Annotated in this window: 25 protein-coding genes; 15 read left to right on the top strand and 10 right to left on the bottom strand. The window is 67.8% G+C overall.

From position 1 onward, the window contains the following. Positions 1-4 precede the first annotated feature (4 nt). Positions 5-391, top strand: a complete 387-nt coding sequence (locus ABTV10_RS14480; RefSeq protein WP_499027983.1) for a VOC family protein — start codon at positions 5-7, stop codon at positions 389-391. Between the two features lie 84 nt (positions 392-475). Here the strand turns inward: ABTV10_RS14480 and ABTV10_RS14475 are convergent, their stop codons facing one another. Beyond that, positions 476-862, bottom strand: a complete 387-nt coding sequence (locus tag ABTV10_RS14475; protein ID WP_499027981.1) for a carboxymuconolactone decarboxylase family protein — start codon at positions 860-862, stop codon at positions 476-478. Continuing rightward, positions 859-1,521, bottom strand: a complete 663-nt coding sequence (locus ABTV10_RS14470) for a class II aldolase/adducin family protein (RefSeq protein ID WP_499027979.1) — start codon at positions 1,519-1,521, stop codon at positions 859-861. Before ABTV10_RS14470 ends, ABTV10_RS14475 begins: the two co-directional genes overlap by 4 nt. Before the next feature lie 115 nt (positions 1,522-1,636). Between ABTV10_RS14470 and ABTV10_RS14465 the strand changes: the two genes are divergently transcribed. Next, positions 1,637-2,008 carry a MerR family transcriptional regulator gene (locus ABTV10_RS14465; RefSeq protein ID WP_433604795.1) on the top strand — a complete coding sequence of 124 codons (372 nt, stop codon included), beginning with the start codon at positions 1,637-1,639 and terminating at the stop codon, positions 2,006-2,008. Between the two features lie 48 nt (positions 2,009-2,056). Here ABTV10_RS14465 and ABTV10_RS14460 read toward each other — a convergent pair whose 3' ends face one another. Both ABTV10_RS14460 and ABTV10_RS14455 read right to left on the bottom strand, forming a co-directional pair. Further along, positions 2,057-2,437, bottom strand: a complete 381-nt coding sequence (locus ABTV10_RS14460) for an STAS domain-containing protein (RefSeq protein ID WP_499027977.1) — start codon at positions 2,435-2,437, stop codon at positions 2,057-2,059. Positions 2,438-2,486: 49 nt separating this feature from the next. Further along, positions 2,487-2,702, bottom strand: coding sequence for a hypothetical protein (locus ABTV10_RS14455; RefSeq protein ID WP_499027975.1), 216 nt, complete (start codon positions 2,700-2,702; stop codon positions 2,487-2,489). Between the two features lie 512 nt (positions 2,703-3,214). Between ABTV10_RS14455 and ABTV10_RS14450 the strand changes: the two genes are divergently transcribed. Then, complete coding sequence (locus tag ABTV10_RS14450) at positions 3,215-3,637, top strand: Hsp20/alpha crystallin family protein (protein ID WP_499027973.1); 423 nt, start codon at positions 3,215-3,217, stop codon at positions 3,635-3,637. A 223-nt stretch (positions 3,638-3,860) separates the two neighbouring features. Here the strand turns inward: ABTV10_RS14450 and ABTV10_RS14445 are convergent, their stop codons facing one another. Further along, positions 3,861-4,052, bottom strand: a complete 192-nt coding sequence (locus ABTV10_RS14445) for a DUF1918 domain-containing protein (protein ID WP_499027971.1) — start codon at positions 4,050-4,052, stop codon at positions 3,861-3,863. 297 nt (positions 4,053-4,349) lie between these two features. Here ABTV10_RS14445 and dnaK point away from each other — a divergent pair, with 297 nt between their 5' ends. From dnaK to ABTV10_RS14420, 5 genes are all read left to right on the top strand, one after another. Continuing rightward, positions 4,350-6,203 carry a molecular chaperone DnaK gene (gene dnaK / locus ABTV10_RS14440; protein WP_499027969.1) on the top strand — a complete coding sequence of 618 codons (1,854 nt, stop codon included), beginning with the start codon at positions 4,350-4,352 and terminating at the stop codon, positions 6,201-6,203. Next, positions 6,200-6,883 (top strand): nucleotide exchange factor GrpE, encoded by a 684-nt coding sequence (gene grpE, locus ABTV10_RS14435; RefSeq protein WP_499027967.1) that lies wholly within the window; start codon positions 6,200-6,202, stop codon positions 6,881-6,883. Before dnaK ends, grpE begins: the two co-directional genes overlap by 4 nt. Before the next feature lie 241 nt (positions 6,884-7,124). Continuing rightward, positions 7,125-8,480 carry a hypothetical protein gene (locus tag ABTV10_RS14430; RefSeq protein WP_499027966.1) on the top strand — a complete coding sequence of 452 codons (1,356 nt, stop codon included), beginning with the start codon at positions 7,125-7,127 and terminating at the stop codon, positions 8,478-8,480. 90 nt (positions 8,481-8,570) lie between these two features. Then, the gene (locus ABTV10_RS14425; protein ID WP_499027964.1) at positions 8,571-9,803 is read left to right on the top strand and encodes an AAA family ATPase; all 1,233 of its coding nucleotides are present in this window, start codon (positions 8,571-8,573) and stop codon (positions 9,801-9,803) included. Then, complete coding sequence (locus ABTV10_RS14420) at positions 9,800-11,038, top strand: vWA domain-containing protein (protein ID WP_499027963.1); 1,239 nt, start codon at positions 9,800-9,802, stop codon at positions 11,036-11,038. Before ABTV10_RS14425 ends, ABTV10_RS14420 begins: the two co-directional genes overlap by 4 nt. 166 nt (positions 11,039-11,204) lie before the next feature. On the opposite strand, the gene treY is transcribed toward ABTV10_RS14420, so the two are convergent. Together treY and glgX are read right to left on the bottom strand one after the other, a co-directional pair. Further along, positions 11,205-13,586, bottom strand: coding sequence for a malto-oligosyltrehalose synthase (gene treY / locus ABTV10_RS14415; protein ID WP_499027962.1), 2,382 nt, complete (start codon positions 13,584-13,586; stop codon positions 11,205-11,207). Next, entirely contained in the window at positions 13,583-15,700 is a 2,118-nt protein-coding gene (gene glgX, locus ABTV10_RS14410) for a glycogen debranching protein GlgX (RefSeq protein ID WP_499027960.1), read from the bottom strand. The genes treY and glgX overlap by 4 nt, the downstream gene beginning before the upstream one ends. Positions 15,701-15,807: 107 nt before the next feature. Between glgX and ABTV10_RS14405 the strand changes: the two genes are divergently transcribed. Next, positions 15,808-16,071 carry a PepSY domain-containing protein gene (locus tag ABTV10_RS14405; protein WP_499027959.1) on the top strand — a complete coding sequence of 88 codons (264 nt, stop codon included), beginning with the start codon at positions 15,808-15,810 and terminating at the stop codon, positions 16,069-16,071. A gap of 51 nt (positions 16,072-16,122) precedes the next feature. Here the strand turns inward: ABTV10_RS14405 and ABTV10_RS14400 are convergent, their stop codons facing one another. Beyond that, a complete protein-coding gene (locus tag ABTV10_RS14400; RefSeq protein WP_499027957.1) occupies positions 16,123-17,655 on the bottom strand; it encodes a hypothetical protein in 1,533 nt (510 codons plus the stop codon). Positions 17,656-17,837: 182 nt separating this feature from the next. Beyond that, positions 17,838-18,878, bottom strand: a complete 1,041-nt coding sequence (locus ABTV10_RS14395; protein ID WP_499027956.1) for an NAD(P)-dependent alcohol dehydrogenase — start codon at positions 18,876-18,878, stop codon at positions 17,838-17,840. Positions 18,879-19,042: 164 nt separating this feature from the next. Between ABTV10_RS14395 and ABTV10_RS14390 the strand changes: the two genes are divergently transcribed. Next, a complete protein-coding gene (locus tag ABTV10_RS14390) occupies positions 19,043-19,357 on the top strand; it encodes a hypothetical protein (protein ID WP_499027954.1) in 315 nt (104 codons plus the stop codon). 262 nt (positions 19,358-19,619) lie between these two features. Here ABTV10_RS14390 and ABTV10_RS14385 read toward each other — a convergent pair whose 3' ends face one another. After that, the gene (locus ABTV10_RS14385) at positions 19,620-19,781 is read right to left on the bottom strand and encodes a transposase (protein WP_499027953.1); all 162 of its coding nucleotides are present in this window, start codon (positions 19,779-19,781) and stop codon (positions 19,620-19,622) included. 196 nt (positions 19,782-19,977) lie between these two features. Here ABTV10_RS14385 and ABTV10_RS14380 point away from each other — a divergent pair, with 196 nt between their 5' ends. From ABTV10_RS14380 to ABTV10_RS14360, 5 genes are all read left to right on the top strand, one after another. After that, on the top strand, positions 19,978-20,652 hold the full coding sequence (locus ABTV10_RS14380) for an RNA-guided endonuclease InsQ/TnpB family protein (protein ID WP_499027952.1): 675 nt from the start codon (positions 19,978-19,980) through the stop codon (positions 20,650-20,652). 131 nt (positions 20,653-20,783) lie between these two features. Beyond that, positions 20,784-21,998 carry a PucR family transcriptional regulator gene (locus tag ABTV10_RS14375; RefSeq protein WP_499027950.1) on the top strand — a complete coding sequence of 405 codons (1,215 nt, stop codon included), beginning with the start codon at positions 20,784-20,786 and terminating at the stop codon, positions 21,996-21,998. A gap of 113 nt (positions 21,999-22,111) precedes the next feature. After that, positions 22,112-22,495 (top strand): hypothetical protein, encoded by a 384-nt coding sequence (locus tag ABTV10_RS14370; protein WP_499027949.1) that lies wholly within the window; start codon positions 22,112-22,114, stop codon positions 22,493-22,495. A gap of 471 nt (positions 22,496-22,966) precedes the next feature. Beyond that, positions 22,967-24,232: a patatin-like phospholipase family protein gene (locus ABTV10_RS14365; protein ID WP_499027948.1), complete on the top strand. Its 1,266-nt coding sequence runs from the start codon at positions 22,967-22,969 to the stop codon at positions 24,230-24,232. A 208-nt stretch (positions 24,233-24,440) separates the two neighbouring features. Continuing rightward, on the top strand, positions 24,441-25,691 hold the full coding sequence (locus ABTV10_RS14360; protein WP_499027946.1) for a cytochrome P450: 1,251 nt from the start codon (positions 24,441-24,443) through the stop codon (positions 25,689-25,691). The last annotated feature ends 69 nt before the right edge of the window (positions 25,692-25,760 follow it).

Below are 25,760 nucleotides of genomic sequence, written 5' to 3'. Positions count from 1 at the left end.
AGTCATGACCAGTGAACTTCACCCCAAGTTGCTCGTGTCCGATGCGGACGCGGCGATCGACTTCTACACCAACGCCCTGGACGCGGCGTTGGCCTCGAGAGTGGCCGATGAGCGTGGCGTGGTGAATCATGCCGAAATCGCTTTCATGTCAGCAACTCTCGCTCTTGCGCAGAGCGTTGAGGAGTGGGGGTGGAACGATCCCCACTCCGTGGGCGGATCACCCGTCCTCATCACTGTCAACGTGCCTGATCCAGATTCGACGGCGCACCGCATGGTGCGGATGGGAGCCGACTTGCTGATCCCGGTGGAGAACCGGCCGTACGGCAAGCGGCAGGGCAGGGTCAAGGACCCATTTGGACACCTGTGGGTCGTGAGCGGTGATCTTCGTTGAGACCCAGCTGATCCGAGCGTGACCGGGAGGGTCCGGGGCGAGACCGGACCCTCCCGAGAGAGCGGGTGGGTGAAGGGCCGGAATTCAGTCTGAATGCGGGATGAGCTCGGCGATGATCTCGATGCCGAGGGCGTAGGCGGGCACGCCGGCGGTGAGGACAGCGGATTCGGCCACGCCGATGAGGTCGGCGGTGGTCGCACCGGCATGGAGTGCGCCGCGGGCGTGGATCCGGGCAGGGTCCGAGCGGCCCAGGGCCAGCAGCTGACCGAAGTGGACCAGTTGCTGCACGCGTGGTCCCAGCGCATTGTCGGTCAGCACGATGTGGCGCAGCGCCATGATCGCTTCTTCGGTGTCGAGTCGATCGTGTTGTTCGGCCAAGCGCAGCCGGTCCTCGGCACCGCGGGGGATGGCGCCGAGCGTCGAGCGGTAGCGGTCGCGGATCGCTTCGGCGCGGGATGCGCTGTCGCTCATGACACCCGGGCCATCGACGCGCGAACGGCCTCGAGGGCGCCCGCCGGGAAGTCCACCGCCCCGCCGATGGCGCGCGCGGCGATTTCCGCTTCGGCGCTCTCCTCGATCGCGTACACGAGCGCGGCGGCCGATGTCGGGTCCGGGCCGAAGACCATCAGTCCATGGTTGGCCAACAGCACGGCCTGCGTGGTCGGGCGCTCGTCGAGGATCTGCGCGATGCTGCGGACCGACACGTCCGAGCCGCGCGGCCCCCACGCGACGACCGGCACGTCCTCGGCCTGGCCGAAACGCAGCATCGGCTCGGTTCGGCACGGCAGCGGCCGGTGGGCCACCGCGAATGCGGTCGAGGCGGGCGAGTGCGTGTGGATGACAGCCCCCACCTCGGGGCGCTTGCGATAGACGATGCCATGCATGGTGATGATTTCGGCGCTGGAGGACCGTAGCTCTCCCTCGAGGACGCGCCCGTCCTGATGGACGATCGCCACCTGTTCGGGCCGCAGATCGCGGATGAAGCCCGGGGTCATGGCGAAGCGTTCGTTGTCCACCCGCGCGCTGATGTTGGCGTGCCCGGAGTGCGACATCACGCCGGCTGTGAACAGCTGCGCGGCGGTGTCGGCGATTTGCTGGGCCTGCGGTGTCGCTCCCGGTGTTCCCTTCATGATCAGACCTTTCCGATCGGGTAGTCGGCGGCCGGTTGCCGCCGATGCAGACAACCGTGCGCCTTAAACTTGGGTTTAAGTCAAGCGCCGCGTCGGTACAGGAGGAACAGCCGTGATGACGATCGGTCAGCTCGCCGCGAGCACCGGAGTCCCAGCCTCGGCGATACGGTATTGGGAGCGGCACGGGCTCTTACCGGAGCCTGAGCGACGGGGTGGTCAGCGACGCTATCCGCCCGAGGCCACGGACCGGATCGTGTTGTTGCGCAAGTTCCAGACAGCCGGGCTCAGCTTGGACGAGATTCGCGAGGTCCAGCAGGAGCGGCCGCGGCGGAAGGCGATGCTGACCGACAAGCTCGTCGAGATCGAGCGCCGCATCGTCGACCTTCAGCACGCCCATGAGCTCCTGGCCCACGCCGTCCAATGCAGCAAGCCCGACATCGTGACGTGCGCGACGTTTCGGGCGCAGATGGCGACCTGGCGGGCCTGACGCGACGCCGTGCACGAGAGCCGTCATCGCCCGGGGAGCGAGCGCGAACTATTCCGTCGGACCCGTGATCATCGCGGAGTGCATCGACGGAAAGCACTGGAATCTCGCGAGCAGTCCGGTCACCTCGAGGCATCGAGCCACCGCCCGTCCGCCCACCAACAGCAGATTCACGCCTTCGGTGTCGGCGTGTGCTTCCACTGCGGCCAGGGACTGAGCACCGGCGATGCCGAGGAATCCGACATGGGTGAGATCGACGACAAGGGTGCCTACGGCGGTGTCGATCGCGTGACGAAGACCTTCGGCGAACCGGGCCACTGTCAGCTCGTCGACGTCGCCGAAGATTGCCGCCACCGTGGTGCGAGCGGGTCGTGAGGGTCGTCCTTCGAGACAGGCCTCGCCGGCCAGGTAGTGGGAGACGTCCACACGCATCCCGGCCTCCTGGAAACTGTTGGGGTGGTTGGTCGGACGGTTGAGTGCATCATGCCGCGCCCGGCGTCGACGACTGGCTGATGTGCATACAGGCTCGAGCGGTCAGGCATCCTGGGCACCGGGGCGCCGGCGACAGCAGCCAACCGTTGGTGTAGGCAGCGGTCTGGGCCGCGATCCGGGTTCTGGCGGTGGTGCGGAAGGTGTAGTCGCAGCAGGTGCACTGGAAGGACCACTGGCGCACGCGATGATCGTCAGCGATCGACATCAGGGACCTCCATGACGGCCTGCCACCACGTACTCAGTGGACTGGGCTCCGGCCATCGGATCGGCTCGTCGACGACCGGAACGGGAGTTCGACGATCGTCGTGGTGCCGCAGTTGAGATGGGATGTTCTGATTCGCGCGGCGCACAGTTCCACACCTCCTTGTCCACCCGGTGCGCCCACCGCGTGTGGGCGCGGCCTCACTGTGCGCTCCCACCATAGCCGCGCACTCCGCAGATCTCTCTATCTGATGCCATTACGAATATGTATCAATTGGCATAGATAATGACGTGCCTGACAGGGCAAGGTGACGCCGGTGGAGACCAGTTTTCCGATGGGGCGCAAGACGACCAGGTCGCCGGCGGGATCGGGGCGTGGACTCGCGAGTCATGGAGTCCGGCGGCTGGGTCTGTTCGGCTCACATTGCGGCGGGAAACAAATCTGTGTGAGGAATAACAGATCTTCTGATGGTGTTCTTCCACATGTCCGTGAGGTTCACACTCTGGAGGTGACCGATGATGTTGATGCGTACCGATCCGTTCCGCGACTTCGATCGTCTTGCCCAGCAGGTGTTCGGAACGGTTGCGCGGCCCGCGGTGATGCCGCTGGACGCATGGCGTGAAGGTGACACGTTCGTTGCGGAGTTCGACTTGCCCGGCGTGAGCGCCGACTCGATCGACCTCGATGTGGAGCAGAACGTGCTCACCGTGCACGCCGAACGCCCAGCACTCGACGCTGATCGAGAGCTGGTGTCCGCGGAGCGCCCGCGCGGGGTTTTCAGCCGGCAACTGTTCCTCGGCGAGACCCTCGACACCGACAAGATCGAGGCCAGCTACACCGACGGCGTCCTGCGCGTGGTCATCCCGATCGCGGAGAAGGCAAAGCCGCGCAAGATCGAGATCACCGGCTCGGGCGAGGCCAAGGCCATCAACGCCTGACCGACCGTTCAGAGACCAGGGCAAGGCGGAGCTTTCGCTCATTCCGGACGCGTGATGGAGGGTGGTGATCGACGGACAACGGAAGCCGAAACCCACACGGATGCGGTCGCCCCGCCCACACCGCTGTTGGCGGGGCGATCGCAGTCCTCGACCGCGGCTGGGTAGAGCAGACGAAGTGCGTCAGGCCGGCGAACGCGGACGCCGATCTATTCCTGTGCGGCGCTCACTGGTGCTGTGGATGTTCGACCGAGGTGTCGGGTCCGGGGAACACGAGCGCTTCGTGTCCGTCCGGGTGGCGGACCAAGTACGGAGGATGGCCGTCACTGCCTCGAACCTCGAGAACTTCCGCAGTGTGCTCTGTTTGACCGACCACTCGACCGTGGATGTGCAGACGGTCTCCGACGACGGCTCGCATGCCTCATGCCTCCTCGACGATCTCGTATCCAGTCTGCTCCTGAGTGCACCGTTGTGGAAGAGCTTCACAGGCAGTGGCGGGCATACCTTCCCTGGCAACGGAGCCATATTGGCGGGGACGCCGGTCGGTGTGTTCATTCGGCACGGAGCTGACACCCGAACAGATATTGAGTGCGGAGCGCTCAGGTTCGATCTTGCTCCTGTGGGTGATCGGTCGGAAAATTGAGTGTGATGCACTCAGCTCCGCGGCTGAGATGCCGCGGTCGTCGAGGTGCAGCTGACCTGGAAGGAGGGTGTGATGGCACGCGCAGTGGGGATCGATTTGGGGACCACCAATTCGGTGGTGTGTGTGCTCGAGGCCGGCGAGCCCGTGGTGGTCGCCAACTCCGAGGGCTCGCGCACCACCCCGTCGATCGTCGCGTTCGCCCGCAAGGGTGAGGTGTTGGTCGGTCAGCCTGCCAAGAATCAGGCGGTCACCAACATCGAACGTACGGTGCGGTCGGTGAAACGCGTGATCGGTAGTCATTGGACGGTGGAGATCGACGACAAGAAGTACACGGCGCAGGAGATCAGCGCTCGGGTGTTGATGAAGCTCAAGCGTGACGCGGAGGCGTACCTGGGTGAGGAGATCACCGACGCCGTGATCACCGTGCCGGCGTACTTCGAGGATTCGCAGCGTCAGGCCACCAAGGAGGCCGGGCAGATCGCGGGTCTGAACGTGCTGCGCATCGTCAACGAGCCGACGGCGGCCGCGCTGGCGTACGGCCTGGACAAGGGCGAGAAGGAGCAGACCATCCTGGTCTTCGACCTCGGTGGTGGCACCTTCGACGTGTCGCTGCTCGAGATCGGTGACGGTGTCGTCGAGGTCCGTGCGACCTCGGGTGACAACCACCTCGGTGGCGACGACTGGGACGAGCGTGTCGTGTCGTGGCTGGTCGAGAAGTTCAAGGCGCAGAACGGCATCGACCTGACCAAGGACAAGATGGCCCTGCAGCGTCTGCGTGAGGCGGCGGAGAAGGCGAAGATCGAGCTGTCGAGCTCGCAGAGCACCTCGATCAACCTGCCCTACATCACGGTCGACGCGGACAAGAACCCGCTGTTCCTCGACGAGCAGCTCACCCGCAGCGAGTTCCAGAAGATCACCTCGGATCTGCTCGATCGCACCCGCAACCCGTTCCAGCAGGTCATCAAGGACGCCGGCATCAACGTCGGGGACATCGACCACGTCGTGCTCGTCGGTGGCTCGACTCGTATGCCGGCGGTTTCGGATCTGGTGCGTGAGCTGACCGGTGGCCGCGAGCCCAACAAGGGCGTGAACCCGGACGAGGTCGTCGCGGTCGGCGCCGCCCTGCAGGCCGGTGTCCTCAAGGGCGAGGTCAAGGACGTGCTGCTGCTCGACGTCACGCCGCTGTCTCTGGGTATCGAGACCAAGGGTGGTGTGATGACCAAGCTGATCGAGCGCAACACCACGATCCCGACCAAGCGCAGCGAGACGTTCACCACGGCGGACGACAACCAGCCGTCGGTGCAGATCCAGGTGTTCCAGGGTGAGCGTGAGATCGCCTCGCACAACAAGCTCCTCGGTTCGTTCGAGCTGTCCGGTATCCCGCCGGCCCCGCGCGGTGTGCCGCAGATCGAGGTCACCTTCGACATCGACGCCAACGGCATCGTGCACGTGACCGCGAAGGACAAGGGCACCGGCAAGGAGAACACGATCAAGATCCAGGAGGGTTCCGGTCTGTCCAAGGAGGAGATCGACCGGATGGTCAAGGACGCCGAGGCGCACGCCGAGGAGGACAAGGCCCGCCGCGAGGAGGCCGAGGTCCGCAACCAGGCCGATTCGCTGGTGTATCAGACCGAGAAGGTCATCAAGGACTCCGAGGAGGGTGCTGCCAAGGTTCCGGCCGACGTGAAGGAGAAGGTCGAGGCCGCGATCGCCGAGGTCAAGACGGCACTGGCCGGCACCGACCTCGCCGCCGTGAAGGCCGCGGTCGAGAAGCTGTCGACCGAGTCGCAGTCCCTGGGCCAGGCGATCTACAAGGCGCAATCCGAGGGTGCTTCCGCCGGGGGCGGGGATGGATCGTCCAGTGGGGCAGATGATGTCGTCGACGCCGAGATCGTCGACGACGACGAGAGGAAGGAGGAGCGGTGACCGCCGAGCGTGATGGCCAGCGTCCGCGCCCGGACCGGATCTCGATCACCGACAAGCGTCGCATCGACCCCGACACCGGGAAGGTGCGGGAGCACCTCCCGGATCCGGTCGAGGTGACGGGGGAGTCGCAGTCGACACCGCCGGAGGGCGGCACGCCCGCCGATACTGCGACCTCGGCGGGAGCAGAGTCTGATCGCGTGACGGAGCTGACCGAGGACCTGCAACGAGTGCAGGCCGAGTATGCGAACTATCGGCGGCGTGTCGAGCGGGACCGGCGGGCCGCCACCGAAACCGCTGTTGCCGCGGTGCTCACGGACCTGCTCGAGGTCCTCGACGATGTCGATCTTGCCCGTGCGCACGGGGATCTGGACGGGCCGTTTGCGGTGCTGGCCGGCAAGCTCACCGACACCCTGACCCGGGCCGGGCTGGTCGCCTTCGGTGAGGTGGGCGACCGCTTCGACCCCGCCCTCCACGAGGCCGTCCACCACGAAGGAGAAGGCGCGGACCCGATCGTGGACACCGTGCTGCGCCGCGGCTACCGGCTCGGCGACCGACGCGTCCTGCGAACCGCGCTGGTCACCGTGGCGGACCGTCCCCCGGAAGAATCTTCCTCAGGCGGGCATCCGGATTCGGGCACCGAGTCGGATCGCGGCGATCAGACACCACCGGTCGACGGATAGCCGTCGGATCGGCGTTCGTCGATCGATGCGGGGCGTGCGGAGTCGGCAGAAGCGAAGACTGCGGCGCAGTCGACGGCCGATCATCTTCCGGTCTTCGCCTCGTCCGGAAGCTCCAGGTAACCGGTGACGTGGCCCCGCGGACGCTGTACTGGCCGAAATCGCTACGGCACGCTACGATTGCGCCGATGACGACTTACTCTGATCCAAGATTGGGGGCCCAGTTCGCAAACGGTGAGTGCTGATGCACCCTCCGACTGCGAACGGGACCGATCCCCGACTGTCCATCTGGCTGCGCGTGCGCAAGTACGCCGTGCCGCCGACCATGATCGAGACCGCAACAGAACGCCGTCTTGCCGGCGACTGGTCCGGCGCCTGTGCCGCAGCGGGTTTCGATGCCGAAATCGACCTACGGGCAGTGACGCGGAGGCGCGGCCGGGATGTCGCAACACAGGTCCTGGCCGACCTTCGGCACCTGGCGCCCGACCTGCTGCGCTGGCATCTGCCGCGGATTGCGCCCGACGGGCTGCTGCGCCCTGGACTGACTGTCTCGCTGGCGCGATACGGTCCACCGGAACGCCGAAAACGTTGCGGCCAGGCCGGTTCGGTGCACTTGGTAGCCCGCACCGCGCCGTCATGGGCGGACGCCGGACAGCGAATAGTGCTGACCCTGTGGGACGGCACGGATTCCACCCATCATCCCCATCCCTATCCCGACCGCCGCTACCGACTGGACCTCCATCGGCACCTGTGGGATGCGCGCAGGTCAGGAGATCTGCGAATCCGTTGCGGGACAGGAGGAGTGTCGGATGGGCACGTCCTCGCTCGCGCGGTACCAGAGGGCTGTGCCGTCGACCGCTGGGCTGCCGAAGCCGACATTCTGCTCCGCGGGGACGGGCTGGGCGACGGCCCCGTCCGGGTGCGGTGCGGCGGACGGTCCGACCTGGTGGTGGAGCCGGTCGTCGCCGGCGTCGATCCCGGCGCGGTGCGGATCGTGGCCGACTACCCGCGCGGACGGCTCGCCGCGCTCCCGGTGCTGCCCGACGCCGCGACCTGGGTGTTGCCCGACCTGCAGCTGATCCGGTCGGGAGTGATCACCGTCGATCGGTTGCACCCGCTGGTCGCGGCCGCTCTGGAACCGGGCTGGTCGCCGCCGGATCCATCGCGGATCCCCGTCCGCGAGAACGGGATTCACCTGGTGGACTGCCGTGGTGAACAGCACCGGATCGGACAGCTCGACGGTGCACTGACCGCACTCGATCACGACCCCGCGGAGGTTCGGCGCGAGGAACTGCTCGTCGCACTCGGCGGCACCCCGCTACCGTGCCTGCAGGCCATCGACCGCGCCCATCGCCGCCCGGACTGCCTGCCCGGCGTTCGTGAACGTCTGGACCATGGAGACGCCACCGGGGCGCTGGACGTCGTCGAAGGACTGCTGGGCCGCGACGCGGTCCTCCGCGACGGCCCCCTGCTGGACGAGATCCGGGCGTCCGTGGACCGCCGCGCCGCGTACGACCGGTTTCGCGCCGAACCGGCGGAGACACCGCCCGTCTCGCGGACCCGGCGCCCCGAGCGGTCCCGGCGCGCCCGCTCACGCTGAGTCCCCTCGACCTTCTCGGAAACCCTCTGTCCTGCAGTGTGTCCGGATGGACCCACCCTGCGACTCCCCTCGACATCACAGGTGATGCACATGTCTCCCGTACTTCTTCCGAACCGGTCCAGTACCGAACTCGACAGCGCCGCAGCACTGTCGGCGATGCTCGACACGGTCACCACCGAACCTCGCCCCGACGATCAACTCGAGGCCCTCACCCTGGCGGTGGCCGCGGACCTGCCGGTGCTGCTGTGGGGTGAACCGGGAATCGGCAAGACCGCCGCACTGACCCAGCTCGCAGAGGCGCTCGACCTACCACTGACCACTGTCATCGCAAGCGTGCACGAGCCGTCGGACTTCTCGGGTCTGCCCGTTCTCGGGGAGGACCCGGCGATACACGGTGTGCCGATGGCCCCGCCCGACTGGGCCGTCCGGCTCGTACAGGCCGGGCGGGGACTGCTGTTTCTGGACGAACTGTCGACGGCGCCGCCCGCCGTGCAGGCGGCCCTGCTGCGCCTCGTCCTGGAAAGACGAATCGGCGCCCTGCAACTCCCGCCCGGTGTACGCATCGTGGCCGCCGCCAACCCACCGTCGTCGGCGGCGGACGGCTGGGAGCTGAGCCCACCGTTGGCCAACCGCTTCGTGCACCTGCACTGGACCCACGACCACGAGGTGGTCGTCCGCGGGCTCGGCGGCACCTGGCCCCGCGCGACGTTGCCCCGGCTCGACCCGGAGAAGTTCTCGGACGCGGTGGTATTCGCCCGACGTGCGGTCTGCGAGTTGCTCGCTGCCCGCCCCGGTCTCGTGCACCGACTACCCGGCAGTCAGACCCGCCGTGGCGGCGCGTGGCCGTCGCCGCGGAGCTGGGACATGACCGTCCGGCTGATCGCGTTCGCCACCGCCGCATCGTCGTCGACGGACGTGCTGTCCCTGCTGGTTCGGGGCAGCGTCGGCGACGGGCCCGGTTTCGAACTGCTGGCAGCCCTCGACCGCATGGACCTCCCGGACCCCGAGACGCTGCTCGCCGATCCGACGTCCGCCGACCTGCCCGAGCGCGGCGATCTGCGTCAGGCCGTGCTCGACGCCGTGGTTGACGCCGTCCGCCGGCGGCCGGAGAAATCTCGCTGGGATGCCGCGTGGACGCTCCTGGTCGCCGCGGTGCAGACCGGGCCACCGGACCTCGTGGTCGTGCCGGCGACCACTCTGGCCACCCTGAGGCAGGACGACTGGGAGGTACCGACGGGAATCGACCAACTCGCCGGTGTCGTATCCGTGTCGCTGGCGGCCGACCGCGCCGCCGAAAGCGCTGCCGCGCAGGCTGTTCGATGACAACGGCGTCGGCGCTGGACACCGACAAGATCTACGCCGCCCGGCTGCACGCCGCCCGCGCCCGGCCCTACCTGGCGACCGCCCTGTATGCGCTGCACATCGTCGCGTCGCCCCGCGTGCCGACTGTGGGTGTGGACCGGCACTGGCGCTGCTACGTCTCGCCGGCCTTCGTCGCCCAGCGGCCGGTGGAGGAGCTGGCCTCGATCCTGGTTCACGAGGTGTCGCATCTGCTGCGCGACCACCACGGCCGCAGCGACCGGTACGCACGCACTCACGACCTGACCGGTCGCGCTGATCGACTACGGATGAACATCGCCGCCGATGCGGAGATCAACGACGACGCGTTCGGCCACGGATTGCCGACACCGGACGACGCTGTTCTGCCGTGGACCCTGGGGTTGGACGGGGGCCAACTCATGGAGGACTACCTGCGCCAGTTTCGCCTCGGCCCGCGCACCGACGGGCTGGCGTGGCTCGACTGCGGCAGCGGCGCCCACGGTCTGTGTCGGGAGTGGGAGCTCGGTCCCGACGGGGCGAACGGGCTCAGTGACCAGCAACGCGACGCGGTCCGTTTCCGGGTGGCGCACAGCATCGTCGGTCGGCCCGGGCAGACACCCCGCGGATGGCAGCGGTGGGCGGAGGAAGCCCTCCACCCGACACAGCCGTGGCGGGCCCTGCTGGGCGCGGCGATCCGCTCCGCCACCTCCTCGTCCGGCGCGGGCGAGAACTACACCTATCGGCGCCCGGCGCGGCGCTCGGCCGCCGTGCCCGGCGCGGTCCTGCCGAGCCTGCGGCGCACCCCACCCCGGGTCAGCGTCATCGTCGACACCTCGGGATCGGTCAGCGACGCAGACCTCGGCAGCGCACTGCTCGAGGTGGCAGCCATCACGCGGGCCGTGGGCGGGCGCCGCGACCTCGTGACGGTGCTGTCGTGCGACGCGGCGGCGCGGGTCGTGCACCCGCTGTGCCGCGCCGAGGACATTCCTTTGTTCCGGGGTGGTGGCACGGATCTGCGCACCGGATTCGCCAGGGTGCTGCGCGGTCGGCCCCGCCCGGACGTGATCGTCGTCCTCACCGACGGGGAGACGCCCTGGCCCAGCAGTCGACCCGGGTGCCGAACCGTTGTCGGTCTGTTTCCTCGGGTGCGCCCGAGGGGGTGGCATGACGACGACTACGTCCCCGACCTGCCGCCGGACTGGGCGCATGTGGTGGAGATCGGCACACGTCGGGCGTGAGTGGCCGAGGTGTGCAACGGGTGTTCACGGGAGCGACCGACGCCAGCTACGACTACCACATCCGTTGGCGGGACAAGGTGGCTGATACGCATGGGTTCTGGCGCAAGCTCGTGGTGATCGTGATCGGATAGTTGGCCGCACGCGACGTGGGCAGGACGGCACGTCGTCACGGTCGATCCAGGCGCACCAGCAGCGCGACGGGCAGCCGGTCGAACACCTTCGACAGCGGTGCGGCCCCGGCGTAGAGCTCACCGGTGAGCCGATCGAACCAGCTGCCGTTGGGCAGTGCGACACTCGAACTTTCCCAGCCGCTTTCGCCGAGGCGGACGCTGTGGCGGGTGGCGAGAGCGATCACGTCGGAGGCTCCGCCGGCCGGACCGCGGGCGAAGCCGACGAGGTGCTCGGCCGTCGGACCCACGCCGAACACCGGACGGTAGTGGCCGCCGACGAAGCTGTCGGGGCGCTCGCGGCGCAGGCGGAGCGCGGTGCGGGTCACGTGCAGCTTCGCGGCCCCGGACGCGTCGATCGGTGGCGTCTCCACCCCCGGGGTGTCCATCGACTTCAGCAGGGTCCGGCGCACCTCGTAGTCGACGGGGCGACGGTTGTCCGGGTCGACCAGCGAGTCCTCCCACAGTTCGGTGCCCTGGTACACGTCCGGGATGCCCGGTCCGCACAGCTGCAGCAGCTTCTGCCCCAGCGAGTCCGACCAGCCGTGCCGCGCGAGTTGCCGCGCGACCAGGCCGATGCTACGGCCGACCGGGCCGTCGACGATGCGGTCGATCCACGCGTGCAGCGCATTCTCGAAGTGCGCGTCCACCTCGGTCCAGGAGGTTCGCGTCCCAGCTTCGCGGGCCGCCTTCTCGGCGAAGCGGTGCAGTCGGTGACGCAGCTCGGGCGAGGCGGCGGCGTCCGATCCGTCGACCGGCCAGATTCCGAACATGTTCTGCCACAAGAACAATCCGGTCACGCCGTCCGGGCTGGGGGCGGACATCTCCCAGTCGGCGACGCAGTGGACCCACAGTTCGGGAACCTGGGAGAGCACGCCGATCCGGGCCCGAACGTCCTCGCCGCGCTTGGTGTCGTGTGTCGACAGCGTTGTCATCGTCCGTGGCCACAACCGGGCCCGGTCGGCGGCGCGCAGGTGGAACTCGGCGACGGAATGACCGAACCGTCCCGGATCGCCGCCCACCTCCTGCAGCGACACCAGCCGCGCGGTGCGGTAGAGCAGACAGTCCTCGACGGCCTTCGCGTTGACTGCGCCGCACACCTGTTGGAAACGTGTGTGCGACTCGCTTCCGGTCACGAGCGCGCCGGCGAGCGTCGTCAATGCGGATCTCCACGCCGGGTGCCGGTCGAGGATCTCGGCGATCAGGTGGGGGAGGGCACCGGTCAGGGGTGCGTAGTCGGTTCGGTACGTCGGTGCGGTGGCCAGCACCTCCACCAGCGCGTCGCGTAACAGGTCCGGGTTGCAGAACGTCGGCGAGTCCCGCAGGATCGCCCGAACCAGTCGGCGCAGCTCGGGCGCCAACTCGGTGCGCGCGACGTGGCGGCGCAGCTCGGTTCCGTTGTCGCGCAGCCACGTCGCGTCCCCCGGGGCTCCCGCGCGGCCGGCGAGTTCGGTGAGCACGGCCGCTCCGTCGGGGTCGAGGAAGACGCCGCCGTACTCGGCGAGCGCGTCGTACCCGGTGGTGCCGTCGATCGGCAGCGTCGGATCCAGCGGTTCGTCCGGGGCGAGGATCTTCTCCGCCACCAGCCAGCGGTCGGGGCCGATCACCTCCCGCAGGCTTCGGAGGTACCCGGGGGGATCGCTCAGGCCGTCCGGATGGTCCACCCGGACACCGTCGACGAGTTCGTCGCGTACCCACGACGCGAACTGGTGATGCGTGGTGTCGAACACGCGTGGGTCCTCCTGGCGCACCGCGGCCAGGTCGTTGATCGCGAAGAACCGGCGATACCCCACGGTGCCGTCCCGCCATCCCACGAGCCGATACGCCTGCCGGTCGTGGACCTCGCGCGGGTCGCCGTCCTCGGTGCCCGGTGCGATCGGGAATCGCGCGTCCCCGACGGCGAGCAGCGGGGTGCCATTGCTGCGATCGATTCGCAGACCGTTCAGATCCGACGCGTCGGCCAGGACGGGCAGCGCGATCCGCCCGTCCGAGCCGTTGTCGTCGCGCCAGTCGATGTCGAAGAACCGCGCGAACGGGGAACGGCGACCGTGTGTCAGGACGTCCCACCACCACCGGTTCTCGTGCGGGTGGGCGATGCCGAGGTGGTTGGGGACGAGATCGACGACCAGGCCCATGTCGCGCTCGCTCAGTTCGGCGGAGAGCGCGACCAGGGCGGCACGTCCCCCCAACGCGGAGGAGACCGTGGTGGGGTCGGTGACGTCGTATCCGTGTGCGGATCCCGCCGTGGCGGTCAGGATCGGTGACAGGTACAGGTGGGAGACGCCGAGCCGGTCCAGGTAGTCGGCGAGGCGGCGTGCGTCGTCGAGGGTGAACGCATCACCGCGCAGCTGGAGCCGGTACGTCCCGGTGACCGGCCTCATGACGACCCGTCCCGGCGCAGCACCAGCAGGGAACGGGACTCAACGGTGACCGTCGCGCCGGACTTGGTCACGAGATCCGTTGCGCCTGTGGATGATGTGGTGTCGAGTTCACCGATCCACGCGGTATCGGGATCGCCGGACGGGACCGTGAAGGCGAGGTCGCCGTCGTGCGCATTGAAGAACAACAGAAACGAGTCGTCGACGACGCGACGGCCGCGGTGGTCCGGCTCGGGGATCGCGTCGCCGCCGAGGTAGACGACCAGCCCCTTGCCGAATCCGCTGTCCCAGTCCTCGGTCGTCATCTCCCGCCCGGACGGGGTGAGCCACGCGATGTCCCTGCTGTGCCCGTCACGCACCGGCCTGCCGGCGAAGAACCGACGGCGTCGGAACACCGGGTGCGCCGCGCGCAGCGCCGACGTCCGCCGGGTGAAGGCGAGCAGGTCGGCGTTCGACTCGGCCAGCGACCAGTCCATCCACGACAGCGGCGAATCCTGGCAGTACACATTGTTGTTGCCGTGTTGGCTCCGCCCCAACTCGTCGCCGTGCGCCAGCATCGGTGTGCCCTGGCTCAGCAGTAGCGTCGCGAGGATGTTCCGGCGCTGGCGCGCTCGCAGAGCCAGGATCGCCGGGTCGTCGGTGGGGCCTTCGACACCACAGTTCCAGGAACGGTTGTGACTCTCCCCGTCACGGTTGCCCTCACCGTTGGCCTCGTTGTGCTTCTCGTCGTAGGACACCAGGTCGGCGAGCGTGAAACCGTCGTGGGCGGTGACGAAGTTGATGCTCGCGCCGGGCCGCCGCCCGGTGGCCTCGTACAGGTCGGACGAGCCGGTCAGTCGGGAGGCGAGCTCGCCCAGCGTCGCGGGTCGGCCGCGCCAGTAGTCGCGGACGGTGTCGCGGTACTTGCCGTTCCACTCGGTCCACAGGCCCGGGAAGTTGCCCACCTGGTAGCCGCCCTCGCCGACGTCCCACGGTTCGGCGATCAGCTTCACCTGGCTGACCACCGGGTCCTGCTGCACCAGGTCGAAGAACGCGGAAAGCCGGTCCACGTCGTGCAATTCGCGCGCCAGCGTCGACGCGAGGTCGAATCGGAACCCGTCGACGTGCATCTCGGTGACCCAGTACCGCAGTGAATCCATGATGAGTTGAAGCGTGTGCGGGTGGCGGGCGTTGAGGCTGTTCCCGGTGCCCGTGTAGTCCCTGTAGAGCGCCGGATCGTCGTCGTCGAGTCGGTAGTAGGCGGCGTTGTCGATACCCCGGAACAGGATCGTCGGACCGCGGTGGTCGCCCTCGGCGGTGTGGTTGTAGACGACGTCGAGGATCACCTCGATCCCGGCCTCGTGGAACGCGCGGACCATCGCCTTGAATTCGGTGACCGTGCCGCTCGGCTTCTCCGCAGACGAGTATTCTGCGTGCGGGGCGAGAAAGCCGAAGGTGTTGTATCCCCAGTAGTTTCGTAGCCCCTGATCGAGCAGGATCTGGTCGTGCATGAATTGGTGCACGGGCATCAGCTCTATGGCGGTGACGCCGAGGGACCGCAGGTGATCGATCACCGCGGGATGCGCCAGGCCGGCGTAGGTCCCACGTAGTGCCTCCGGCACGCCGGGGTGCGTCGCGGTCATGCCCTTCACGTGCGCCTCGTAGATGAGGGTCTCGTGGTACGGGGTGCGCGGTGGCCGGTCGGTGCCCCAGTCGAAGTACGGGTTGATCACCACCGTCGTCATGGTGTGACCGAGGGAGTCCTTGCCGAACGTATGGAGCGACGGATCGCCGTTGAAAACGCCGTCGAAGGCCTTCCCGTAGGGGTCGAGCAGGAGTTTGGAGGGGTCGCAACGCAGGCCCGACGCCGGATCGTGGCGCCCGTGCACTCGGAAGCCGTAGCGCTGGCCGGGGCCGACCGCGGGCAGGTACGCGTGCCAGACGTACCCGTCCACCTCGTCCAGGGGGATCCGCGTCTCGGTGCCGTCCTTCGCGATCAGGCACAACTCGACTGCGTCGGCCACCTCGGAGAACAGGGAGAAGTTGGTACCGCCGCCGTCGTAGGTGGCGCCGAGGGGGTACGCGCTGCCCGGCCACACCTCGACCCGTGGGGTCGGCGGCGGGTCCGTACGCTCCATGCGGAAACCCTAGCCTGAGTGAGGCCGTCGAGGTCGACGCCGCGGTGGGACACGGCTAGCGTGGATGGTGCGACATCGCCATCGAGACCGACGAGGTGCACGTTGTCATGGACGCAGGTGAACTCACACGGATAGCGGTCGCGGTGCTGGCGCCGGCGGCCGTCGGCGTGGGCACGATGCTCGGCGGATCCGGCGTCGCGGACGCCGAGGAAACCGCGCCCTCTCCCGGGGTCCTGAGTATCGAGCTCGACGAGGAGGAGGGACGGCCGACGGCCGAGGTGGATCTCGTCGACCTGCAGGGGAACGAGCGGGAAATCGAGATCGACCTGCAAACCGGCCGCATCATCGAGAACGAACCGGACACCGACTGAGCCGAACCCGTCGCCCGTGTCCCCGAAGGGTCTGCAGGGTCGATGGGCGGATCAGTCGTCGAGCGCTTCCTCGACAAGTGGCTCCAGCACGCGGTGGGCTTCGGAGGACAGTCCGGCGGTGAGCGCGCCGACGGCGTCGATGACCTCGTCGCGTTCCAGGGTGTAGAGGAACTGATGCTTGCGGTTGAGCGCTGCAATGGTGTCGAGGAACCCGGTTACTGCGGAGACTACGGTGTTCTCGTCCGTGGGAGAAGCTCCGCGGATCTTGCGGAGGGCGGCGATGAACGCCGTGCGGGCCTTCTTCGCGACCGTGTCGGGGATGCCGTCGCGGCCGTCCCAGTGGCGGAGCGGGTTCTCGAGGTTCTCGGCCAGCCATTCGGGCTTGCGGGGCCTGCGTACGGTCAACTCGATGCGTGGCGCCTTCTTGTACTGGGCGCGCACGCGGGCGGCGACGTCGGCGGGGATGCTGTCGAGGTCGAGACTCGTGAGTGCCGGGAGTCCGTCGGGGCCGGGGAAGTCGTCGGGCCCGTAGCCGAACAGGTCGCAGATCCACAGGGTCGACAGCTGCGGCAGAGCCTGCAGTGCGTCGAGATCGTCGAGGAGGCCAGGCGCGCCGAACAGATGCAGCCAGGAGATGTTCGGGAAGCACTCGACAACATCGGAGAGGGCGAGGTGCTCGATGGCGCCGATCCGAAGTCCGCGAACGCGGCCGAGCCCGTCGATCGCGGGCACGGTTCCCGTGAGGTGCACCCTGATCCAGCGACCGTCGTCCTCGGCGACCACGTGCAGGCCGGTGTCCGCCGAGGTGGTGCCCTGCAGAATCAGGAGGTCGAGGCTCGAGGGGAGCACGAGGCGCTCGAGCCCGGTGACGTCGATCGTGAGCTGGTCGAGCCCGGTGCGGGACAGGTCGATCTCGCGTCGCCCGTGCCCCGTCAGCGTCAGTTCCTTGACGAGTGGTGACGATTCCAGGAACGGCAGGAGGTCGTCGCGCCACGACTGGAGTGTCACCTGGTAGAGCGCAGGCCAGGCCCGCAGCGACTCCATGTCGAAGCTCTCGCCGACCGAGTAGCCGGCGTCGTCGCTGAATGTGCGAGCGGCGGGTAGGCGTGCTTCGTACTGCTCGCCGCTGCGGGAGTACGTGAGACCCGGCGTCCTCACCGTCTCCTCACTCTCGAGCGCCGTCCGGAACGCCGCTCGCGTCTCGCTCGGGATCGTTTCCCAGCGGTACTGACGAATGACGTCGGCGGCGAAATCCCACGCGTCGTAGGAACGTGAGACGGTCTCGCCGGTCACGGGAAGCGTTCCGATCCGCCGGTACTCGGACGGCACCTCGATGGGCACGTTCTTCAGGATCTCCGCGGGCGTCCAGAACATGAAGTCCCGCACCATTCGCGGCGTGTCAGCCAGTTCGGTGACTTCGGGCACCTCCGTGCCGGTCCACGCGAGCACCGCTACCGTCGCGAGCCCTCGTTCCTCGTCGACGGCGACCACCTGACATGCCCCGTAGCACCCGATGCGGTCGAGCGAGAAGGCGAAAATGTCTCCGGGACAGGGAGTAACGGCCGGGAAGTCCGATTCAGTCAACGCGCGCACCTTTACCAGGGGATCGATCGTGCAGGATGGTCTCTCGCACGGGACACGATACGGACTCTGCCACCGTACGAATCGGTGGCCGACCGGTCAGCTGACGTGCTTCTCCGGCGCCGCAGCGCAACGAGGTTGATTCCGCCTCGCGCGCAATGCCCGGTGTTCGGACGCGCCCCAGTTCAGGGCACGATGACCGCCCGGCCCCGCAGTGTCCCGGCAGCGAGTCGACGGTAGGCCTCCAGCCCGTCGTCGAGCGAGAACCGCTCGACCGCGATGTCCAGAACACCCTGGTGCGCGAGTTCGATCAGCTCGATGAGTTCGCTGCGCGAACCCCAGTACGGGGAAGCGACGTTCGTCTCGAATGCCCCGGTGAAGAAGCCGACTCGAGCAGCCGCCTTCCCGTCGCCGAGTCCGACGATCGTCACGTCGGATCCGACGCCGGCAACCGCGGTGGCGATGTCGAGGGTCGGCTGCAGACCCACGAAGTCGAGCACCAGTGCCGCACCGGCCGGGCCGGTGATCTTCCGGACGTTCGCGGCGGCGTCGGCGTTCGACAGCACGGTCTCGTGCGCGCCGACCTCGCGCGCGAACGCGAGCTTCTCGTCGTTGACGTCCAGCGCGATCACGCGGGCGGGGGACAGGTGCCGTAGCAGTTGGATCCCGACGTGCCCGAGTCCGCCCGTACCGATCACCACGGCGCTGGATCCGGCGCGCAGCTTCCCGAGCGACCGTTTGATCGCGTGGTACGGAGTCAGTCCGGCGTCGGTGAGGGGGACGGTGGTGACCGGATCGAGGTCGCCGATCGGGACGAGGTGCCGGGGCGAGTCGACGACCATGTACTCGGCGATCGCGCCGGGCGCGCCCAGGCCGGGTGGGGCGATACCGAGTTCCTTTGCGCGGGAACAATAGTTTTCGAGACCCTGGGCACAGTGCCAGCAACGCCCGCAGCCCCACGGCCCGTAGACCACGACGTGGGTGCCGATGTCGAGGTCGGTGACGCCGGCGCCGACGGCGGCGACCCGGCCGGCGCCCTCGTGCCCGAGCGTCATCGGGAGGTCGTAGTTGAACGCTTCCGCCGGCAGCCCCATGATGAACGCGTCGGAGTGGCACACACCGGCCGCGGTGATCTCGAGCAGGACCTCACCCGGTCCGGGTTCGGGTGTCGGGATGTCGACCAGCTCGGGCTCCGCGCCGATCCGGGTGTACTGGATTGCCTTCATGCCGCGCTCCTTCGGAAATCGCTCGTGCTGTCGAGCATTCCACGTCGCCGCGATCGGTGCGGGTCGAGCGTTGCGGCGTACGGACTTCCAGTGTCACGTGTGGCGCGTCAGGATCACCCTGCACGGGTGAGGTGACCATCGCGCGCTGTGTGGAGGTTGGTGGGATGCAGTCACGGAATGTGGACAATCCCGATCTCCGGTGGGATGCCGTGTCGCGTTGGGTGCGCGCATGGGATCCATTTCTGGACTCCCGGGACCTGGATGTGTGGGCGGCCGGGTTGAGAGATGCCGCGGTCGACGTCGATTCCGGAGTCCTGTGGTCCCCGGAGGCAGATGTTGTGGCCGCACCGGCGACCCGATCGACTGCGGAACTGGAGACGTGCATGCGACGGGCACTGGCGTCGTTCGCCGGTATCGACCCCACCCGCAGCGACGCGTCGACGATTTCCGATGAGGACGGCCCGGAGCTCAACCCGTAGAGGTTCGGTTCTCCGTTTCGCAGCCGAGCATCTCCACCGACGTCTCCCGCATGTCGACCTTGTGGGTCCGCGAACTGGGGCTACTCGGCAACGCCCGCCCGTTTCCCGAACACACCTTCTCGACCGGCCGGTCCTGCGAGGCGGCGCGGCGGGTGGACGAGTGGGGGCTCACGCGGGGAGCGGGAACGCCGAGATCGGCCGCGCGCTCTACCTGTGGTTGTGCGAGTGCTCCACCATTCATGGTGGAGGTGAATCACCTTGTTCAGGTGGGTCGGCGTTGGGACTGGACGTACTCGGTGATCGTTGACAGTGGTGCACCGCCTGCTGTTCCGCAGTAGTAGGAGCGTGACCAGAGGTGCCCTCCCCACAGGTAGTGGTCGAGGTGGTTGGCGTGGTCGCGCCGCGGGTGTTGACGGATCTGCATCGCGCGTACAGCGCGTTCTTCGACTCTCGAACAGGGAAGCGGCGTGGTCGCGTCGTGGGTTCGCCGCGGTTCGAGAAGCGGGCGCACCGTCAGTCGGCCCGGTTCACCCGCAACGCGGGGTTCACGGTCGCGAGACCACGCACGGGGTGGGTTCGGTGACGTTGCCGAAGATCGGCCGCGTCCGCTTCGCGACGTCATGGCTGCTGCCGTCGGAGCCGTCGTCGGTGTCGGTGATCCGGGAAGCCGACGGCCGCCACTACGTGTCGTTCGTCGTCGACGTTCCCGACACCCCGCTGCAGGAGACACCGACGGCCGCCGGGGTGGATCTCGGTCTCACCGACAGAAAGGATCCGAGAATCGGGTCAAGGCCCGGGTTCGGGTTGTGGCGCTGCACCGGCGGGTGCGTGAGACTCGGCTCGATCACCATCACAAGTTCGCGAAGCGGCTGATCCACAAGAACCAAGTGGTCGCCGTCGAGGATCTCGCGGTGTCCGGGCCGGCCCGCACCAGGTTGGCGAAATCGGTGCACGACGCCGGATGGTCGATCCTGGTGCGGTTACTCGAGGAGAAGGCCTCCCAGTGTGGGCGGAAGGTCGTGAAGGTGGACCGGTGGTTCCCGTCGACTCGCACCTGCTCCCAGTGCGGGGCAGTGGGTGAGGCGAAACCGCTGCACGTCCGCCGCTGGACGTGTGCATGCGGTGCCCTCCTCGACCGCGACTACAACGCCGCAGTGAACATTCTCGACGCCGCCGGGCTGGCGGAGTCGTTGAACGCCCGTGGAGGGGACGTCAGACTGCGGCTTGCCGCAGCAGACCCCGATGAAACAGGAACCCGCCGAACAGACCCCACCCCCACGGGTGAGGCTGCGTAGGAATCCCCCGCATTCATGCGGGAGAGGAAGTCAACGAGACAACAGCTTCGTGAGGTAGGTATGGGCGGGACGTGCGTTCGACGGACAATGTCCGAGAATGCTCGACCTCGCAGTTCCGGGAAGGGGAGACGGTGGACGACGAACCACGTGCCGATCTGTGGCTTCGGACATACCTGACGACCACGCTCACCCGGGAGGAGCTGAGCGCGTTCCTCGGCGGTCTCGAAACCTCGTTCACCGCGGACGTGCCGGAACTCGCCTCAGATCCGGAGCTGCAGCGGGATCTGCGCGCCGCGATCCGCAGCCAGCTGGGTGCCTTCCTCGACGCAGGTGCGCCGCCGGTGGACGGTTCCACCGGGGCGCCCGTGTCGACGGAGGCACACGCGCTCGCCCGCACCGTAGCCCAGCGCGGTCTCGAACTGCGGGTCCTCTCGCAGCTCTATCACGCCGGTCACCGCGCGATGCTCGGGTTCGCGACGGAGTTCCTCGACCAGGCGGATCTCGATCCGCAGTTCAAACTCCAGGTGCTCGCCACGATGTGGTCGCAGACCAGCGAATTACTCAACGCCATGCTCGACGAACTCGCCGTCACCTACTCGCAGGAGCGGGAACGGCTGCTGCAGGGCGCGTTCTCGTCCCGGATCACGACAGTGCGCGAGATCCTCGACGGCGGTGGTGGCGACGTCGCGGCGGCATCGGCCCGGCTCGGCTATCCGCTCCACCGCAAGCACACCGCAATCATCGCCTGGGCCGACGAGACCGCGCTCCTCACCGGCTCCCTCGAATCGGCGGTGGCGCGCCTCGCCGGCCACAGCCGCCATCTGTCGGTGCCGTCCGGGGCGCACGGGGTGTGGGCCTGGATAGCGCACGACGACGCCGACGTCGGACCGCTCGCGGCCGATCCATCGACGATCGCGGCGGGTGCGCGGGTCGCGGTCGGCGACGCGGCGTCGGGGATCGACGGCTTTCGGCGCAGCCACCGCGAAGCGCAGGCGGCGCAGCGGATCGCCGAGGCGGGCAGGCGCCGGAACATCGTGACGCGCTACGCCGACGTCGAGGTGGTGTCGATGCTGTCGGCCGACCCGGTCCGAATGCGGGCACTGGTGGAACGGGAGCTCGCCGGGCTGCTCGGTGAGGACGCGGCGGCCGAACGGCTCCGCGACACGTTGCGCGAGGTGCTCGCGTGCCAGGGCAACCACGAGGCCGCGGCCCGCAGGCTCGGAGTGCACAAGAACACCGTCCGGTACCGGATCCAGCGGGTGGAGGAGACCCTCGGGCACGACTTCCTGAAGCGTCGCCTGAAACTCGAGTTGGCCCTTGAGTGCCTTGACGTGTTCGGGACATGAGCACGTTCGGTGTCGCCGCCGAATCCGACGTCGTGGTCGATTGGAATACGTTGTAGCGCAGTAGATGGAGTCATGGGTCGGGGGATCTGCGGTGGAATGGGTAACCTCTCGGCATGCATTCACATCCGACCTTCTTCAATCCTCCGGCCATGCCGCGTGACGTGGTAGTCGAGGTGTTGGAGCGGGCACTCGGAGACCGGACGCATGAGGGCGAGGCGGCGCAAGCTCTGGTGGGAAGTGCCTTGAACGACGATGATCGCGAGTTCGTCGAGCACTGGTGCGTGCAGGTCGGAACGCGGGCTGTGTCCGGCAGCGAGCTGCTCGGTCTGGCCGGCCTGTGCCTGGGACATACCGCTCGACGGTTCGGGAAGCTCAGTGACGAGTCTATTGTGTTGGTGCGCTCCTTGGCGGCGCGTGCTGAGGTGGATCCGTCGGACGTGGACGGACGGGCACTCGACGGACTCGACGACGTCCGGGATTTCCTGCACCTCTGGTGAGGCCGATCCCATCGGAGTTGGTCGGGCGACGTTCGCTGTGGCCATGTCCTGACGCAGGCGGTGGTGTGCCTGTTCCGCGGGTGATGCAGCGGCGGATCGTGCTGCTATGGTCCGGGAGGCGGTGTTGTCGGTGCCGTCGAGGGTGGAGCAGCGCAGGTCGGTGTACTGAGCCCCGATGCGGTTCGGTTGCTGAATTGCGTTGGGGAGTAGTTGATCTCGGCGTGTTTGTCTCGGCCCAGTCCGTGACCCGGAGCACCGTTTGGTGGTCAGGTGCGGTGAGTGGCAGTCGACGCTGCACATGCGCCGTTGACTTTGCGACACCGACGCGAGCATGCTGAACCGAGACAGTTCCACTGGTTCGGCGACTTCAACTCGATACCGAACGCGGCGTTGGGCTTTCGGATCCGTCTTCCGCGACGGCCCGATCTACGCGAACCGCACACACGACACCAACTGGTACCGGACGATCTCATGGCGACAATAGGCGGCGGCAGCGAATCGTTGGATCTGCGCGATCTGAACAGACCTCAGCGTGTCGCCGTCGTCGTCGCCGGTGCGGGAGCCCGCGGCGGCTACGAGGCCGGTGTCTTGTCGGTGCTCCTCGAACAGCTCGAGACAGCTGGGATTGCTCCGAGCCTGTTCGTCGGGACCAGCGCCGGGGCGATCAATGCGACCCTGTTCGCCGCCACAGCGCACCTCCCCGCCACCGAACAGGGCGAGCTCGTTCTGGAGGTGTGGCGAGGCATCCAGACCGGCGATGTGTTCCGTTCCCCGGTTCTCACCGGCCTGGGCAGCGCCGGCCGGTGGGCCGGCCAACTCCTGCGGCTGCCAGGCGTGCGACTCACCAATCTGCTCGACACCGCTCCGCTGTGTCGAACGGCGGACGAGGCCGTGGACTGGAACCAGCTGCGGGCCAACATCGACAGCGGCCTGACGGAGCTGGCAGTGGTGACCACGTCGGGGGCGGACAATCGAACGGTTGTGTTCGTCGACCGCAGTGGAGCCGGATCGTTGCCCCCCTCTGACGACGACCGCCCGATCGACTACATGCCCGCCCGGATCGAGCCCTCGCATGTTCTCGCCTCGGCCGCGATCCCGGTCGTGTTCCCTCCGGTGCGGGTGCCGCCGGACCCGACAATCCATGGTCGGTGGTACCTCGACGGTGGGGTGCGCTTGAACACGCCCTTGAAGCCGGCATTGTCGTTGGACGCGGACGCCGTGGTCATCGTGGCGACCCATCCGGCGATCGACCGTGCATCCGACATCGCGCATACCAGGCCCGAGGAACCACCCGACGTCGACGACACCCTCGTCCGCCTCATGGACGCGGCGTTGGTGGACCGGATGGTCGAGGACGTGCGCACCCTCGCCAAGGTCAACGTCCTTGTCGCCGCAGCGCAGGAACGGTGTTCGCCATACGAGTTGGACGGCAAAACCGTGGTGCCTTTCCTGGCCGTCGGTCCGGAGGATCGAGGAACTCTGGGCCTGCTGGCGAACGAGGTATTCGGCCGCCGCCGCAGCGCTCTCGGAGGCGCGCTGCGGCTGGCTCGTGATCCCAGCATGCGACTACTCGGCCGCGTGCTCGGCGGGGACGGAAGCCGCCGCGGGGACCTTCTGAGCTACCTGTTCTTCGACCCAGAGTTCATGGCGGCGTCGATCGAGCTGGGGCGCAAAGACGCTGCCGCCGCATTCGACGGAACGGAGCCGGGTGAGATCCCGTGGAGGATCCGCACCTGACCGGGGCGGAATATCCACAGGGATGCTCGGGTCGGCGCGGCCGCCGGCCACTCGTCGCGAACGGACACCGCCGACCGCCCTGTGCGACTTGCACAAAAGCGCGGCGTGGAACTGGCCGAATCGGCCAAGCGCCGCCGCCTCCGGTCGTGTGACGATTTCGGTGTCGACCTCCATGCGTCGGCGATGTCCCCGAACGAAGGAGCATGGCGTGACTACAGTTCCCGGTGTCCCCGACGGATTCGACTTCACCGATCCCGACGTGTACGAGCAGCGGTTGCCGATCGCAGAGTTCGCCGCGCTGCGCCGGACGGCTCCCGTGTGGTGGGTGGCGCAGCCACCGACACGGGGCGGCTTCCCGGACGAGGGTTACTGGGCGGTGACCCGATACGAGGACGTCAAAGAGGTCTCCCGCAACAGCGAGGTGTTCTCGACGTGGGAGAACACCGCGATCGCGCGCTTCTCCGACGACATGCCGCGCGAGACGGTGGAACTGATGCGGCACCTGCTCATCAACAAGGACGCGCCCGAGCACACCAAGCTCCGCAAGATCATCGCCCGCGGATTCACGCCGCGCGCGGTGCAGAGCCTGCGGCCGGCGCTGAAGGACCGAGCGGAGAAGATCGTGCAGGAGGCGGTCGCCGCCGGCGCCGGTGACTTCGTCGAACAGGTGGCATGCGAGTTGCCGCTGCAGGCCATCGCGGAGTTGATCGGCGTGCCCCAGGAGGACCGCCACAAGATCTTCGACTGGTCGAACCAGATGATGGGCTACGACGACCCCGAGTTCGCGGAGGAGTCCGCGACGGCGTCCGCCGAGATCCTGGCGTACTCGTACGCGATGGCCGAGGAGCGGCGCAAGTGTCCGGCGAAGGACATCGTCACGACACTCGTCGAGGCCGACATCGACGGCGACGCGCTGGCGTCCGAGGAATTCGGGTTCTTCGTGCTGCTGCTCGCGGTCGCCGGCAACGAGACCACCCGCAACGCGATCACCCACGGGATCATGGCGTTCATGGACAACCCCGACCAGTGGGAGCTGTTCCGGCGGGAACGCCCGGCCACCGCGGTCGACGAGATCATCCGCTGGGCGACACCGGTTGTCGGATTCCAGCGAACGGCGTTGGTGGACACCGAACTCGGTGGGCAGAAGATCCGCAAGGGCGACCGGGTCGTGATGTTCTACTCGTCCGCGAACTTCGACGAGGACGTGTTCGACAACCCGACGACGTTCGATATCACCCGCGCCGACAACGATCACCTCAGCTTTGGTGGAACCGGCGCGCACTACTGCATCGGTGCAAACCTCGCCCGCATGGAGATCGAGTTGATGTTCAACGCGATTGCCGACCACATGCCCGACATCACCAAGCTCGGCGACCCGCGCCGGCTGCGGTCCGGTTGGATCAACGGGATCAAGGAACTTCAGGTCGACTACACGGGGAAGTGCCCGGTGGCGCACTGAGTATGTTTGCGCAGGAAACGGGAGCGGGGCCGATTCGCTGAAGAATCGGCCCCGGTCCGGCGACGGCGA

Origin of the sequence: Paraburkholderia sp. RHO2 (genome assembly GCF_050955445.1) — a bacterium.
In the GTDB taxonomy this organism is placed as follows: domain Bacteria; phylum Actinomycetota; class Actinomycetes; order Mycobacteriales; family Mycobacteriaceae; genus Prescottella; species Prescottella agglutinans_A.
The sequence above is the reverse complement of the archived record's forward strand: the minus strand, read 5'-3'. Positions and strand labels throughout refer to the sequence as shown.